The following is a 14,685-nucleotide window of genomic DNA, read 5'->3' as shown; positions in this document are numbered from 1 at the left end:
GGAGCAGCAGCATTGACGACTCGGAGCAACGGGCCCTGGGCCCCGGCTATCCGGCGGATACGTGAACGGATCCGCGAAGAGACCGTCTCGGCACTCCTTGACGTGCGCACCCTGGAGGACCGCCAGGCCCGGGCGCTACTGGTGGAGCTGGTCAGCGAGGCGGTGGGCCGCCCCGCGGAGCTGCGGGAGCAGGCCACCATAAGGCTGCAGTTCCAGGAACTGTTCAGGTTCTGCACAGCCGAGGAGGATGGGCTGGCGGGGTTGGGGCGGACACTGCCGATGCTCGAGCAGAGCTGCCCCCAGGCACTCCTGGTCCAGCAGCTCGCCGACGAGTGGTCGGCCGTGGACTCACTGGTCGGCCTCCCCGAGGTCACCAACTCCTGGCAGTTCCTGAGCACAGCACTCGGGGCACTGACGTTGTCGTACGCGATGCGGGTCGCGCTGGTGCGCACGGCCACGGACGCCCGGCTGCCCGCGCCACCGCCGCACGCCAGGACCCCATGGCACGACTTCCTCCATGTGGCCGGACAGAACGCGGCGCCCGGCGGACTGCCCCCGTGGATGCGCTACCTCGACCGGAGCACCGCGCAGATGGACGCCCGTACCGCCGGCGAGGTGTTGGCCCGCAACCGCCAGTGGGCCCTGCGGTGCGAGTTGGCCCGGCGGCTCGACCAGGAGCGGGCCGAGCCTCAACTGGCGGCGGTTCCCACCCGGCGTCACCAGGAGTACCTGGCCATCCACATCACGCCCGACCCGCTGGACAACGGGTTCTACACGCTCACGCACGCGTTCATGTCCGATGCACGCGGCCTGGACTGGGAGCAGGGCGACGCACCGGTGCGGGTGCCGACGGAGGGGCTGGAGCCTGCGGTGAGCACGATCATCCGGCAGGTCGAGCGCGTGGGCGGCGACCGGTCGGCGCATCTGTGGCTGGAGTTCGTACTCCCCTTCGAGTTGCTCAACCTGCCCGTGCACTGGTGGCCCAGAGACACCGGCGAGGTGCCGCATGTGCCACTCGCGGTGGACTATCCCGTCGTCATCCGCAGCCTGGACCGGCTGCAGAACAGCGCCTGGCACCGGTTCTGGCGCCACCGCTGGGAGCAGCTCGCGGTCGGCGAGGACGCGGCGGAGTCCGTGTACATGAACGTGGGCCGCAGGAACGGCGATCATCTGCGCGGACTGGAGGCCCGCCTCGGCGACAACGAGCGCTTCGTCGCCCTGGTACTGAGCGAACCACCGCTGCCCGACCGGGAAAACGGGCGGCGGGAGCTGCAGGCGGCGCTGCGCAGCGGCCTACCCGTGGTGATCTGGCACCGCGGAGGCCGGTCCACGCAGGAGTTCCGGGATGTCCTGGGCACGCTGCTCAGCGAAGGGGTGCAGCGGTTTCCGGCCAAGGCCGCCGCGTACCGCCGCCAGGCGGCCATCGACGCCGACGGTGAGAACGCAGCGCACATGGGCCGGCACCTCACGGTCCTGTGGGACGACCCCGATCGCAAGCCCGTGTTACCGGACGGTCGGTGACCGTGAGCCGCCGGCCCGGCCAGGTCCCGTCGTCACGAGCACCGACCGGAGGAGACGCCGCTCATGCCGTCGAACAGCGAGTCGTGGGGGCTTTACCGGGGCACCGGCAGTCCCGGCACCGGCGCACAGGAGTGGCCGAGGCCGCCGGGCTGGCGCGATTTCGGGGGCGGGCCCGACCTGCCGGCGCCGCCTTCCGACGATCCGTACGCCTCGGTCATGCTCGGCGCTGCCGCGCAGCCACTGGAGCCGGTGCCGCAGGAGGTGGACAAGGTCAACACGGCCCTGCATCTGTGCCGCCCGCTGCTCGTCACGGGCGAACCCGGCACCGGCAAGTCCTCTCTCGCGTTCCGCATCAGCCGCGAACTCGGTCTCGGCCGCGTCCTGCGCTGGCAGATCACCAGCCTGAGCACGCTCCGGGAGGGCCTGTACGCCGATGACGCCCGGCTCGGACCGCTCGGCACCGCCTTCCTGCCCCATCGCAGGCCGCGCGTGCTGCTGGTCGACCGGCTGGACCGGGCCGAGATCGCTCTGCCGGAGGATCTGTGCACGGTGCTGTCGGCCGGAGGATTCTCCTTGCCCGGTGCCCCGACCGGCGGTGACTCCGACGCCGCAGTGCGGATGGCGACGGACGACGGTCCCTCGGTCACAGTGCCGCTAAGCGGTGGAGCGGTACGCTGCCACGCCTTCCCCGTCGTAGTCATCACGACTTCGGGCGACAGGGATCTGCCGTTCGACCTCGTGCGCCGCTGCGTCATCCTGCGGACGTCCCGGCCCTCCCTCGGCCTCCTGCGCGCCATCGCGGCCACCCACTTCCCGGTGGACGGCCCCCGCCGGTTGCCCGCGCCGGATGTGGTGGACGCGTTCCTGGAGTGCGCTGCCCGCGCCGAGGGCCCGGTCGTGGAGCGGTTCCTGGACGCCCTCCAGCTGGCCGCGGACGGCGTCCTGCGGATCGTGTCGGCCCAGGGACGGAGCCGGCAGGAGGCCGTGAACGACCTGTGGCAGTGGACCGCTCCGGAGGAACTGTGACCGGACGCAGACAGGAGCCGCCGGGTGCAACGACCCGGGACGCAGGACGACGGGGTGCGCAGCCCGCTCCGGCGCCGGCCGACCCGCTGCCCTCCCGCGTCCGTTCCTTCCCTCCTGCCGTGCCTCCGGGGCTCGCTGAATCCCTCGCGCGGACCGGTTCGGCGCCAGGGCGCGGATCCGGACATGCCTGGGATGTGGCTCTGGTGGCCGACTCCGGGCCGACCATGGGCGTATGGCAGGACACGGTGCACGCCTTCGCCGCGGCGCTGCACCGCTCGGGCGCCTTTGGACGGATCACGACCCACCGGCTGCCGTACGGCCACGACGCCGACCCGGCGACGCTGCCGCGACAGGGCGCGGCCCGTAGGCTGACCTTCCTCCTCACCGACGGCGCGGGCCCACGGTGGCGCACCCACGCGGTGGAACCGCTGCTGCGCCGCTGGGGGCAGGCCGGACCCGTCGCGCTGATCCATCTGCTGCCGCACCCGGCGTGGCCCACGACGGGGTTGCACCACTGGCAGGTGCTGCTGCGCTCGCCCGTCGCGGGGGCGCCGAACCACCGGCTGCGCTGGCGCGCGCGAGGGCTGGGCCCCGACGCGAACGGGCTCCCTCCCGGCAACGGTCCGGACGTCCCGATCCCCGTGCTCGAGCTCGCGCCTCGCTGGTTGGACGCCTGGTCCGGCCTGCTGGGCGGGAGACCGCCGGCATGGCTGCCGTTGACGGTGTTGTTCCCTCGTGCGCACGTGCCCGCAGGGTCCGGCAAGGGCGAGCCGCCCGAGGACTCGGCGGCGCGGGTGGCGCACTTCCGCTCCGCGGTCACCTGGAACGTCTTCACGCTGGCCACTCTGCTCGCCGTGGTCCCCCTCGACCAGCCGCTGATCCGGGAGGTGCAGGGCGCGCTGGTGCCCGACAGTTCACTCGCCGACTTCGCACAGTTGCTGGTGCACGGCCTTGTCCGGCCGTCGGACTCCCCTGGTGTCGCATTCGAGTTCGCGGACGGCGTGCGCGAGGAGTTACTGGCCGCCGGACGCCGCTCCGATCTGATACGAGTCGTCGAACTGGTGGGGTATCGCGGCAAATCCGACGGGGAACACTTATGGCGGCTGCCCCAGTTGCTGCGCGGGGCCGATGTGCCCGAACTCCCGCCTCTCGACGACGAGTCCAGGCCATGGCTCATGGCGGAGAGCGCCGTGCTCCACGCCCTGTCCGGCCCGTTCCTGAGGTCGGCCGGAGAGGTGGACGCAGCCCTCCGGGCACACCGAGAGCAGGAGCAGCGCGCCAGGCACCAGGGCATCACCGCACCCACAGCACTCAGCGAGGCCGTCGCCCGGACCCCGGACGACACCTACAGTCCGACGACTCAGGGGAACAGGAGGCCGGTGATGCCGCAGCAGGCCCCGGCGAGCAGGGTGGGCGGCGCACGCACGAGCAACGCGCCCGCGGTCTGGGGGAACATTCCGCCCAGGAATCCGAACTTCACCGGCCGCGGGGCGCTCCTCGACGCACTGCACCGGCGGCTGCTGCGGGACAAGGCGACCGCCGTACTGCCCCACACGCTGCACGGCATGGGCGGAGTCGGCAAGAGCCTGCTGGCGGTCGAGTACCTCTACCGTCGCATGAGCGAATACGACGTGATCTGGTGGATCTCCGCCGAGCGCACCGCGCAGATTTCGCTGTCCATGGTGGAACTGGCCCCCCGACTGGGCCTGCAGCCCAGTTCGGACGCCTCCTCGACCGTCGCCGCGGTCCTGGAGGCGCTGCGCATCGGAGTGCCGTACACCAACTGGATCCTGGTCTTCGACAACGCCGAAAGCCCTGAATCCGTACGGCAGTTCTTCCCGGCGGGCGGGCCGGGCAACATCCTCGTCACCTCGCGCAACCCCCAATGGGCCTCGCTCGCACGCCCGTTGGAGGTAGACGTCTTCACGCGGGAGGAGAGCAAACAGCTCCTGCGGATACGCGGTCCGGAGATCAGCGACGCGGACGCCAACCGGCTCGCGAAGGCGCTCGGCGACCTGCCCCTCGCCATCGAGCAGGCCGCGGCCTGGCACGCCGAGACCGGCATGCCCGTGGACGAGTACCTGCGCCTGCTCGAAGAGAAGCGTGTCGACCTGCTGCGCGGTACCGCGCCCCTGGGCAACCAGCTTCCGGTGATCGCGGCCTGGAACATCTCCCTGGACCAACTGGAGGCCAAGAACCCGGCGGCGTACCAGTTGCTGCAAGTGTTCTCCTTCTTCGCTCCTGAACCGATCGCACGCGCCCTGTTCGCGCGCATGCCGCGCGACTCCATCACCCCCGAGCTGGACGCCGCTCTGGAGGACCCGATTCGGCTCGGGCAGGTCATCCGCGACATCGGCCGCTATTCGCTGGCCCGTTTCGACCACCGCACCAACTCGCTGCAGATGCACCGACTGGTGCAGGTCGCGCTGCAGTTCCGGATGACCCAGGAGGACCGGGCAACCATGCGCCGCGGCGCACATCTGCTGCTGGCGACAAGCGATCCCAACGATCCCACTGACGCGCTCCGTTGGGACCGCTACGGCGCGTTGTATCCCCACGTCATCGTCTCCGAAGCCGTGCAGTCGGACGAGACGTGGGTGCGCAACCTGGTGGTCAACGAGGTCAAGTACCTGCAGCGCTGGGGCGACTACGAGTCCTGCCTGGAGCTTGCCCGCACCGCCCACGACACTTGGTCCGCCCGGCTGGGCGAGGAACACTCGCAGACCCTGCAGGTCGCACGCCAGCTGGGTTTCCTGCTGTTCAGCATGGGCCGTTACAAGGAGGCGGCTGACCTCAACACGGCAGTGCTCGAGGCTTACCGCAGGTCGGTGGGTCCCCACCACCAGGACACTCTGGCCGCCCTCGGCAACGTCGCCATCGACCACCGGGGAAGCGGCGCGTTCGCGGATGCCCTGGAGCTGTCGGAGGCCGTGCACCGGCAGTATCTGGAGCTGATCGGCCCGGAGGACCCGGAAACCCTGCGCGCCGCGCACAACCTGGGCGTGAGCCTGCGCCTGGTGGGCGACTTCGCCCGCGCCCTGGAACTGGACCAGGAAACCTGGCACAGCCGCATCCAGACCTTCGGCCAGGACCACGTAAGCTCGCTGCACAACTGGTTGACAGTGATCGGCGACCTGCGGGAACTCGGAGACTATGAGTCGGCGTTAGCTTATAACCGCGAGATCACCGAGCAGGCGGCCGCCCTGCTGGGCAGCACCAACCCGTTCACCCTGTTGTGCGTCCGTCAACTCTCCATCGCACTGCGCAAGGCCGGGGCGTACGAGGAGGCCGCCGCGGCGGCGGAGCAGATCCGCACCGCGCTCGTGCGCCGGTACGGCGACCGCAACCCCGAGTCCATGGCCGCCACCCTTGAACTGACCATCCATCTGCGCTACCAGGGCAGCCTGGACGAGGCGTTGGCGCTGGGCACGGACATCTGCGGTCGGTACGAGGAGACGTACGGCAAGCACCATCCGCACGCCCTTTCGGCCGCCGTGAACCTCGCGATCACCTACCGGTGGCGAGGGGACGCGGCAGCCGCACAGTACGTCAACACCATGGCGCTGCGGCAGCTCACGGCTACGCTCGGCGAGACACATCCCTCCACGCTGGTGTGCCGCACCAATCTCGCCAGCGACCACCACGCCCTAGGCGACGAAGCCCGCGCGCTCACCCTCGACACCGAGACGCTCCGCCGTTTCCGGGAGGTCTTCGGCGAGGACCACCCATCGACCCTGGCCTGCGCGGCGAACCTCGCGATGGACCTGCGCGCTGTGGGCCGTACCGAGGAGGCGGACACGCTGCGCGGCGACACGCTCGAACGCCTGAGCCGCAAGCTGGGCAGCGGCCATCCGGCCGTAGCCCAGGCGGCCGACTGGAACCGTCGGACGGACTGCGACATCGTCCCGATGTCGCTGTGACCGGCACCGCGCGGGGCGCCTACCCCGCCAGCCAATGGGCCAGGGCCACCGGATCGGGCGGGATGGACAGTGAGCGGCTGACGGCCACAGCAAGTTCGGGGTGTTCGACAAGTACGGCCCCGGCAGCCTCCTCGCCACACTCGGTCAACGCCAGGCCCAGCCCGGCCCAGGCCGCCGGCCTGGCGCCCGAACCGGTGAGCTCCTCGGCGTACAACTTGACCGCCGTCCGCGGGTCCCCATCCACCAGAGCGACATCCGCTCGAACGGCCCCGGGCACGCGTCCCGCCGGATCCGCCGCCCCGCGCAGGGCCTCGAACTCGCCGGGAGCGACCAGACTGAGTCGCGCCAGCAACGCAAGGGTGTCAAGCCGACAGACGTCGGGGTCGGTGCGCAGTTCGGGCTCGGGGCCTGCGCCGCCCAGTCCCTCCGCTCGTCGTCCCTCGCGCCACGCTGTCGTCAGTTTCCCCGTGTGCGTCTGGGGTGAGTGCAGGTGGTGGCCGCGCCAACTGGCTCGGCGGTGGGCGGCTGCGAGGTGCGCGAGGCGCTGTTCGCGTGTGCCCACCGGCTCCTCGTGCCAGCCTGCGGTCTGTTCGTCGAGCGCGGTGACCAGCGCGCGGCCCAGCGGAGTGAGGGCGGAGTGGCCGTGCAACGTTTCGAGCGCGACGCGAACGGCGCTGCGCCACAGCGCGAACTCAAAGCCCGCGAGCCCATCCGTACCTCTGGCGCGCCAGTAGTGCGCGACACCCGAAAAGGCGTACACCCCGTGCACAAGCCCCCCGAGCGGGCGCGGATCGTCGCGCCAGGGGGTGTGAAAGAGTTCGTCGCACTCCTCGAACAGAGGGCTGAGGAAGATGAGGCCGTTGAGAAGGCTGTGCCGCAACTCGTGCACGACCGCGACGCCGAGTTGCGCCGCGAGGACCGCCTCGTCCTCGTCCGGCTCGGACAACAGCACGCATCCGAACGCGTCACTCGACGAAGCCGCCCGCGCACGCAGCCGCTCGCCGCGCGGCAGCGGCACCACGGACCGCAGACCGGCGGCCAGCGCACGCGCACTGGCCGGATGGTCATCCACCAGTACCGGCCACATGCGCCCGAACCACCGCTGCCAGCACGCGAACCCCGCTGGGGACAGTCGCCCAGCCGCCCGGAGCGCCGGCACCGGCACATAGGGTCCCAGATCGTCGAGGGTGACGGTGATGGCCACTCCGGCATGCTCGGCACGGAACCTTCGCAGCCCCTCCCAGCCCGGGGCGTCGCTCTCCGTGTCCTCCGGGAGGGTCACGGTCGTACCGCCGGCGGCGACCCGGACCACACCGTCGTGTGCCCACAACTCGGCCGTGCCCCAGGAGTCACCGCCGACGCTCGCGCGCCCGAGGCCCGGCAGGAACACCCGGCCGTCCCGCACCGGCACGCGCGTACGGAAGTCCGCTCCGGCGTTCATGAACACGGCTGCCGCCAACTGGCCCAGGAAACCCAGCTCCACGTGCAACGGAGCCTCGCCTGGGGCTGCCTGCGGATCCGGCCGGGACAGCCTGCGCAACATGGTCGCCGCCCACACTCCGACCTGCGGTTCGACAAGCGCCCTGCGGAACGACGCCGGGTCGGCCCGCTCGGCGGTTTCCAGCAGTTGCCACGCCTGGCGCAGCTCGGCGGCGTCACCATGGGGCGTCTCGGCACCGGCGTCCAGAATCATCCGCAGCAGCAGCAGCCGACGGCTCACTTCCGTGTCCAGCAGGAAGACGACGGCGCCTTCGTCCTCGGTGACGGAGTTCAGCGACCTCAGGACGGAATCGGAGAGGCGGTGAAAGCGCATCGGCACAGCGGTCAGCCGCCCTCACTGCCCACGATCGTCGACACGGGATGGCGGACCTGGTACCGCATGCGCTCGGCCGACGGCCTCAGAGCGGTGCCATCCAGGGCCGAGAGCTCGCCCAGGGACAGGCCCGACAGCGCGGGCAGCCAGGAGCGCGCCACCTCCGGCGCCGCCACTTCACGGGGGTTGTCGTGTTCCCTCGATGACATGGCGTCACCGTATCGCACAAGGTGTGGCCGGGCCGTCTCAGGGAGTGGTCGGAGGCGGTTGTGCCGGACAGCGGCACGGCAGTGCGCCCGCCCTCCGGTAGTGGAGGACGGGCGCGACCCACGTCTCGCTCGGGGGGGCCTGCCTCATCGCATGAGCACCGGCTCGTTCTCGGAGGCCGCCGCCCGCACGCCCTCCTGCTCCTCCCCCGACGCTCCCTCCACGTGCTGGGCGGGCCGCTTCGGGAGGGCGAACATCAGCAGGAAGATGGCCGTCATCACGACGGCGACCCAGATCAGCGCGTTCTGGAAGGCGTCGACGAAGGCGGGCCCCACCTCGGGTCCGGGCAGGTGGTCGGACATCGAGCCGAAGAAGACGACGGAGACCAGGCCGAGGCCGAGGGCGTTGCCCATCTGCTGAACCGTGTTGATCAGGCCGGACGCCGAACCGGAGTGCTCACGCGGTACCTCGGAGAGGATCGCGTCCGTCAGCGGGGCCACGATCAGGCCCATGCCGGCCCCCATGACGACCAGCGGAAGGGCCATCTGCCAGGAGGCGATGGACATGCCGTACCGCTCGGCCTCCCAGATGTAGATCAGGACACCGGCCGCCATGATCAGCGCGCCCGCCTGGAGCACCTTCCGCCCGAACCTCGGCACCAGCTTCTGCACCGACATGCCCGCCGCCACCGAGACCGCGATCGAGAAGGGAACACCGGTCAGACCGGCGCGCAGCGCGGTCCAGCCGAGGCCCACCTGCATGTAGAGCGTCCAGACCAGGAAGAAGATGCCGAGGCCGACGCCGAAGACCGTCTGCACGGCGATGCCCGCGGCGAAGCTCTTCACCTTGAAGAGGGAGAGCTCGACGAGCGGGGAACCGTCGCGTGCCGCCTTCCTCTTCTCGTACGCCACCAGCGCCGCGAAGACCACGAGGGCGCCGGCCATCACGACGTACCCCCACGTCGGCCAGCCGAGCTCACGGCCGCGGGTCAGCGGGTAGAGGAGCATCAGCAGACCGAGGGTGACGAGTACGACTCCGACGAGGTCGAGCTTGAGGGCGTGCGGGGCCTTGGACTCGGTGATGAACTTCCGGCCCAGGATGAGGCCCGCGATGCCGACCGGCAGGTTGATGAGGAAGATCGGCCGCCACTCCAGGCCGAACAGGTTCCACTCGGTGAGCAGCGCGCCCAGGATCGGGCCCGACACCGCGCCGAGGCCCACGATCGCGCCGAACATCCCGAAGACCTTGCCCCGCTCGTGCGCCGGGAACGTGGCGTGCACGATCGACAGCACCTGCGGGACCATCAGCGCGGCCATGGCTCCCTGGAGGATGCGCGAGGCGACGAGCATGTCCGGGTTCACGGCGAAGCCGCAGAGCGCGGACGCGAGCGTGAATCCGCCGATGCCGATGAGGAACAGCCGCTTGCGGCCGTAGATGTCACCGAGCCTGCCGCCGGTGATCAGGCCGGCCGCGAAGGCCAGCGCGTAGCCGGCCGTTATCCACTGGATGTGGCTGAAGGACGCGCCCTCGTCCCGCTGGATCGACGGGATCGCGACGTTGACGATCGTGACGTCGACCAGGTCCATGAAGGCCGCGGTCATCACGATGGCGAGCGCGAACCAGCGCCGGCGGTCTGCCTCCGGCCGGGGGGACGCGAGAGTGCTGCTGGAAGAGGTCATGTTTTGAAGGTAGGGGGGATGTAGGTCAGGTCATGTCCTAGTGGTGGAGCATCCTCGGAGGAAGCGAGAAGGCAACAAGCAGGAACCCGGAAGCAGGAACCAGGAGAGGGAGACTCCCATGAGCACCGACACCCCGGCACGGCTCCTTCAGTTGCTGTCTCTTCTTCAGACTCCGCGGGAGTGGCCCGGTGGGGAGTTGTCCGAGCGGCTGGGGGTCTCGCGGCGGACCGTGCGGCGGGATGTGGACCGGCTGCGGGAGCTCGGTTATCCGGTGCAGGCGACGATGGGCGCGGACGGCGGGTACCGGCTGGTCGCCGGGAAGGCCATGCCGCCGCTGGTCCTCGACGACGAGGAGGCGGTGGCGATCGCGGTCGGGCTGCGGGCCGGTGCGGGGCACGCCGTGGAGGGCGTGGACGAGGCGTCCGTACGGGCGCTGGCCAAGCTCGAACAGGTCCTGCCGAGCCGTCTGAGGCATCGCGTCTCCACCCTGCAGGCCGCGACCACTCCCCTGACCAGCGGCGACGGCGCGAGCATCGCGCCCGAGACACTGACCGTGATGGCCTCCACGATCGCGGGGCGGGAGTTGCTGCGGTTCGCCTACCGGGCGAAGGACGGGGCGGAGAGCCGGCGCCGGATCGAGCCGTACCGGCTCGTGTCGACCGGCCTCCGCTGGTACCTCGTCGCGTACGACCTCGACCGCGAGGACTGGCGTACGTTCCGGGTCGACCGGGTGACCGACCCGTTCGCGACCGGGGCCCGTTTCACGCCGCGCGAGATGCCGACGGGGAGCGCGGCCGAATATCTGCGGCAGTCGATGCAGCGGCGGCAGGAGACGTACGAGTTCGCGGTGACGTTCGCCGCCCCCGCGGAGTTCATCGCTGCGCGGCTGCCGGGGTGGCTCGGGGTGCCCGAGCCTGTCGACGACCGGAGCTGCCTGCTGCGGAGTTCCTCCGGGGATGCCGTGCAGTGGCTGGCGGTTCGGCTCGCGATGGTGGACTGCGAGTTCACTGTGCATGAGCCGGTTGAACTTGTGGAGTATGTGCGGCAGTTGGGGGGTCGCCTGAGCAGGGCGACTGCGTCGGGCTGAGGGGTGTGGGCGGGGCAGGACCGAAAGGTGCGGGTCCGCTGCGGCTGGGCGCGCAGTTCCCCGCGCCCCTAAATGTCCCCCCGCACCCTTGAAGGCTGGGCAGGTCCCCGCAATCTTTCAGCCCCTCCGGCGTTTGAGGAGCGGGGGTTCGGGGGCGGAGCCCCTGAGTCAGAACCCCTGGGGCGGCACCCGTGAGGGCAGGGTTTGCCCGCGTGGCACAATGTGCCACCCGGGTCACCCCGGGGTTCAGGTCCGGGGTGGCCCGGGCAGCCATGCCCAGGCGACCGCACTGACCGCACTCCCGCGCCCAAGCACCCGCACCTGCGCCCGCACCCCCCAAAGATGGAGCCGAGCCCCGGCGCCAGGGGGGGGGAGGCGCCGGAGCTCGGCTCTGGGAGAGTCCCGGCGCCGGGGGGGGTGGGCGTCGGGACTCGGCTCTGTGGGCCCTGGAGTTTTGTGCCCCGGGACCGATGTGTTGAAGCGGCGGTAAACGGACTTCTGTACGACTGCGTTCGAGCCCGGACCCGCCCGCCCCGCAAGGCACGGCCGACCACGGCCCGAGGTACATGGCCCGGTAGGACCGCCTGCCCCGGCGGAGCGAGGCCAATCCTCCCGACGACAGTGAGTTTCACCGCCCGGACCGCCCCGCCCGGAAGGGGCCCCGCTGTCGGCGCGGGAGGCGTCCCGCCCGCTTCCGGCAGACAGTACACACCCGCCCCCGCGAAACCGGTCACAACCGCCCGGCGCGCGATACGCGCCCCCGGCCGGAGGCCACCCGCCGCGCGGGGCAGGCCGCCGACGGCCGGAGCACCCGGCCGCCGGTGGCGGCCTACGCGGCGGCGTCGAAGCCCGTGTCGCGGGCCAGCTTCTTCAGTTCCAGCAGCGCGTGCTTCTCGATCTGGCGGATGCGCTCGCGCGTGAGGCCGTGCTCCTTGCCGACCTCGGTGAGCGTGCGCTCCCGGCCGTCCTCGATGCCGTACCGCATCTTGATGATGGAGGCCGTGCGCTGGTCGAGGCGGCCGATGAGGTCGTCCAGCTCCTCGCTGCGCAGCAGCGTGAGCACGGACTGCTCGGGCGAGACCGCCGAGGTGTCCTCCAGCAGGTCACCGAACTGGGTGTCGCCGTCGTCGTCCACCGACATGTTCAGCGAGACCGGGTCACGGGCCCAGTCCAGCACGTCGACCACGCGCTCCGGCTTCGTGTCCAGCTCCGCGGCGATCTCCGCGGGCTCCGGCTCACGGCCGTGCTCGCGGTTGAACTCGCGCTGCACACGGCGGATCCGGCCCAGCTCCTCCACCAGGTGGACGGGGAGGCGGATGGTGCGGGACTGGTCGGCGATGGAACGGGTGATGGCCTGACGGATCCACCAGGTCGCGTACGTCGAGAACTTGAAGCCCTTGCGGTAGTCGAACTTCTCGACGGCTCGGACCAGGCCCGCGTTCCCCTCCTGGATCAGGTCCAGGAGCGGCAGGCCGCTGCGCGGGTAGCGGCGGGCGACCGCCACGACCAGGCGGAGGTTCGACCGGATGAAGATGTCCTTGGCCCGCTCGGCGTCGGCGACCAGCGCTTCGAGCTCCTCGCGGGAGGCCTTCACCTGTGTGTCGGTGACCTCACCGTCGAGGATCTGCTGGGCGAAGACGCCCGCCTCGATGGTCTGGGAGAGGTCCACTTCCTTGGCGGCATCGAGCAGCGGTGTGCGCGCGATCTCGTCGAGATACATGCCGACCAGGTCGCGGTCGGCGATCTCGCCGCCTACGACGCGAACACTGCGTGCCGCGTCGCTTCCGCCTGAGGCGGACTTACGACGGGCGACGGCACGGGTTGCCATGCGTGCTCCCTTGCGATGGTGGGCTTGCGGGTCCTAGTGGTTCTGGTGGTGGCTCGGACACCCTCCCGGGTGCCCTGCATCCGATGGAAACAACGACTGGAATCCGGACAGAATTCCCAACGCGCTACTCGATTTTTCTGATCTTGCAGTACCCTGTGCGGCCACCGAGGGAGGGCAGATGCCGTCGGAACGTACAGAGGTGCAGGTCAGGCCGGGAGTCGAGAGCGACCTCGACGCCCTCACGGACATCTACAACCACTACGTGCGTGAGACGCCGATCACGTTCGACACAGCGACCTTCACTCCGGTGGAGCGCCGCCCTTGGCTGCTCTCCCACCCTGAAGACGGCCCGCATCGGCTGATGGTTGCCACGGCCGGGGACTCACAGCGGATTCTGGGCTACGCCACATCCAGCGCTTTCCGGCCGAAGCCCGCGTACGAGACGTCCGTGGAGGTGACGATCTACCTCGCCCCGGACGCCGGCGGCCGGGGCGTCGGCACGCTGCTCTACAAGGCCCTGTTCGCGGCTCTGGCGGACGAGGACCTGCACCGGGCCTACGCGGGTATCGCCCAGCCCAACGAGGCGTCCGTGCGGCTGCACGAGCGGTTCGGGTTCCGGTACGTCGGTACGTACCGGGAGGTGGGCCGGAAGTTCGGGCGGTACTGGGATGTGGCCTGGTACGAGAAGGAGCTCTGAGGGCTCCGCGCCATGCCGGGGCCCGGGACGCCTCGCCCGGGGCCCGCACGCCGTGGCCCGCCGGGCTCAGCCGAACTGCACCGATCGCTTCGCCAGGCCCAGCCAGAAGCCGTCGATCACCGAGCGCTGGGCGTCCAGCTCGCCGGCGGCGTCCGCCGCGCCCATCGTCACGAAGAGCGGGGCGAAGTGCTCGGTGCGCGGGTGGGCCAGCTGTCCCGCCGGGGACTTGTGGAGGAAGTCGAGGAGGCCGTCGACGTCGCCCGAGTCCAGGGCGCGGTGGCCCCACTCGTCGAACTCCGCCGACCAGCCGGGGATCCCGCCCTGCCGCAGGGCCGCCAGGTTGTGGGTGAAGAAGCCGGAGCCGACGATGAGGACGCCCTCGTCGCGCAGGGGCGCCAGCTTGCGGCCGATCTCCATGAGGCGGACGGGGTCGAGTGTGGGCATCGAGACCTGGAGGACCGGGATGTCGGCCGCCGGGAACATCTCCACCAGCGGGACGTACGCGCCGTGGTCCAGGCCGCGGTCCGGGATGTCCTGGACGGGCATGCCGGGGGCGCGCAGCAACTTGCGTACGGACTCGGCTAGTTCGGGTGCGCCGGGTGCCTCGTACCGCACCTTGTAGTAGTGCTCGGGGAAGCCCCAGAAGTCGTAGACCAGGGGGACGGTCTCGGTGGCCCCGAGGGCGAGCGGGGCCTCCTCCCAGTGCGCGGAGATCATGAGGATCGCCTTGGGGCGCGGCAGGTCCTTGGACCAGGCGGCGAGCTGGCCGGGCCAGACCGGGTCGTCCGCCAGCGGCGGGGCGCCGTGGGAGAGGTAGAGGGCGGGCATGCGCTCCACGACGGCACGTTCCTCGGTGGCGGCGGACATGGCGGCGGCTCCCTTGGGGACTCGTTCGGCCGGTTCGGCC

General features: G+C 70.8%; 10 protein-coding genes. 5 read left to right on the top strand and 5 right to left on the bottom strand.

The genetic code is table 11. The features are described from left to right. Positions 1-12 precede the first annotated feature (12 nt). From ACN20J_RS29025 to fxsT, 3 genes are all read left to right on the top strand, one after another. Positions 13-1,521 carry an effector-associated domain 2-containing protein gene (locus ACN20J_RS29025; RefSeq protein WP_419667163.1) on the top strand — a complete coding sequence of 503 codons (1,509 nt, stop codon included), beginning with the start codon at positions 13-15 and terminating at the stop codon, positions 1,519-1,521. Between the two features lie 63 nt (positions 1,522-1,584). Beyond that, entirely contained in the window at positions 1,585-2,547 is a 963-nt protein-coding gene (locus ACN20J_RS29020) for a MoxR family ATPase (protein WP_419667162.1), read from the top strand. A 194-nt stretch (positions 2,548-2,741) separates the two neighbouring features. Further along, positions 2,742-6,467 carry an FxSxx-COOH system tetratricopeptide repeat protein gene (gene fxsT, locus ACN20J_RS29015; RefSeq protein WP_419667161.1) on the top strand — a complete coding sequence of 1,242 codons (3,726 nt, stop codon included), beginning with the start codon at positions 2,742-2,744 and terminating at the stop codon, positions 6,465-6,467. Between the two features lie 19 nt (positions 6,468-6,486). Here fxsT and ACN20J_RS29010 read toward each other — a convergent pair whose 3' ends face one another. The 3 genes from ACN20J_RS29010 to ACN20J_RS29000 all read right to left on the bottom strand — a co-directional run bounded on the left by ACN20J_RS29010 (position 6,487) and on the right by ACN20J_RS29000 (position 10,166). After that, positions 6,487-8,280: an HEXXH motif domain-containing protein gene (locus tag ACN20J_RS29010; RefSeq protein ID WP_419667160.1), complete on the bottom strand. Its 1,794-nt coding sequence runs from the start codon at positions 8,278-8,280 to the stop codon at positions 6,487-6,489. An 11-nt stretch (positions 8,281-8,291) separates the two neighbouring features. After that, positions 8,292-8,489: a hypothetical protein gene (locus tag ACN20J_RS29005; protein ID WP_419667159.1), complete on the bottom strand. Its 198-nt coding sequence runs from the start codon at positions 8,487-8,489 to the stop codon at positions 8,292-8,294. Between the two features lie 144 nt (positions 8,490-8,633). Further along, complete coding sequence (locus ACN20J_RS29000; protein WP_419667158.1) at positions 8,634-10,166, bottom strand: MFS transporter; 1,533 nt, start codon at positions 10,164-10,166, stop codon at positions 8,634-8,636. Between the two features lie 118 nt (positions 10,167-10,284). Between ACN20J_RS29000 and ACN20J_RS28995 the strand changes: the two genes are divergently transcribed. Continuing rightward, positions 10,285-11,253, top strand: a complete 969-nt coding sequence (locus tag ACN20J_RS28995; protein ID WP_189837039.1) for a helix-turn-helix transcriptional regulator — start codon at positions 10,285-10,287, stop codon at positions 11,251-11,253. A gap of 829 nt (positions 11,254-12,082) precedes the next feature. Here the strand turns inward: ACN20J_RS28995 and ACN20J_RS28990 are convergent. Next, positions 12,083-13,081: a sigma-70 family RNA polymerase sigma factor gene (locus ACN20J_RS28990; protein ID WP_189837038.1), complete on the bottom strand. Its 999-nt coding sequence runs from the start codon at positions 13,079-13,081 to the stop codon at positions 12,083-12,085. 178 nt (positions 13,082-13,259) lie between these two features. Between ACN20J_RS28990 and ACN20J_RS28985 the strand changes: the two genes are divergently transcribed. After that, positions 13,260-13,778, top strand: a complete 519-nt coding sequence (locus tag ACN20J_RS28985) for a GNAT family N-acetyltransferase (protein WP_398892897.1) — start codon at positions 13,260-13,262, stop codon at positions 13,776-13,778. 66 nt (positions 13,779-13,844) lie between these two features. Here the strand turns inward: ACN20J_RS28985 and ACN20J_RS28980 are convergent, their stop codons facing one another. Next, complete coding sequence (locus tag ACN20J_RS28980; RefSeq protein ID WP_360767176.1) at positions 13,845-14,645, bottom strand: dioxygenase; 801 nt, start codon at positions 14,643-14,645, stop codon at positions 13,845-13,847. Positions 14,646-14,685 lie beyond the last annotated feature (40 nt).

Origin of the sequence: Streptomyces sp. 2-1 (genome assembly GCF_048564895.1) — a bacterium.
GTDB lineage: Bacteria > Actinomycetota > Actinomycetes > Streptomycetales > Streptomycetaceae > Streptomyces > Streptomyces phaeochromogenes.
The sequence above is the reverse complement of the archived record's forward strand: the minus strand, read 5'-3'. Positions and strand labels throughout refer to the sequence as shown.

Coding starts and splice junctions, on each gene's coding strand:
- ACN20J_RS29020 (WP_419667162.1), top strand. CDS start 1,585: ATGCCGTCGAACAGCGAGTCGTGGGGGCTTTACCGGGGCACCGGCAGT.
- ACN20J_RS29010 (WP_419667160.1), bottom strand. CDS start 8,280: ATGCGCTTTCACCGCCTCTCCGATTCCGTCCTGAGGTCGCTGAACTCC.
- ACN20J_RS29005 (WP_419667159.1), bottom strand. CDS start 8,489: ATGTCATCGAGGGAACACGACAACCCCCGTGAAGTGGCGGCGCCGGAG.
- ACN20J_RS29000 (WP_419667158.1), bottom strand. CDS start 10,166: ATGACCTCTTCCAGCAGCACTCTCGCGTCCCCCCGGCCGGAGGCAGAC.
- ACN20J_RS28995 (WP_189837039.1), top strand. CDS start 10,285: ATGAGCACCGACACCCCGGCACGGCTCCTTCAGTTGCTGTCTCTTCTT.
- ACN20J_RS28990 (WP_189837038.1), bottom strand. CDS start 13,081: ATGGCAACCCGTGCCGTCGCCCGTCGTAAGTCCGCCTCAGGCGGAAGC.
- ACN20J_RS28985 (WP_398892897.1), top strand. CDS start 13,260: ATGCCGTCGGAACGTACAGAGGTGCAGGTCAGGCCGGGAGTCGAGAGC.
- ACN20J_RS28980 (WP_360767176.1), bottom strand. CDS start 14,645: ATGTCCGCCGCCACCGAGGAACGTGCCGTCGTGGAGCGCATGCCCGCC.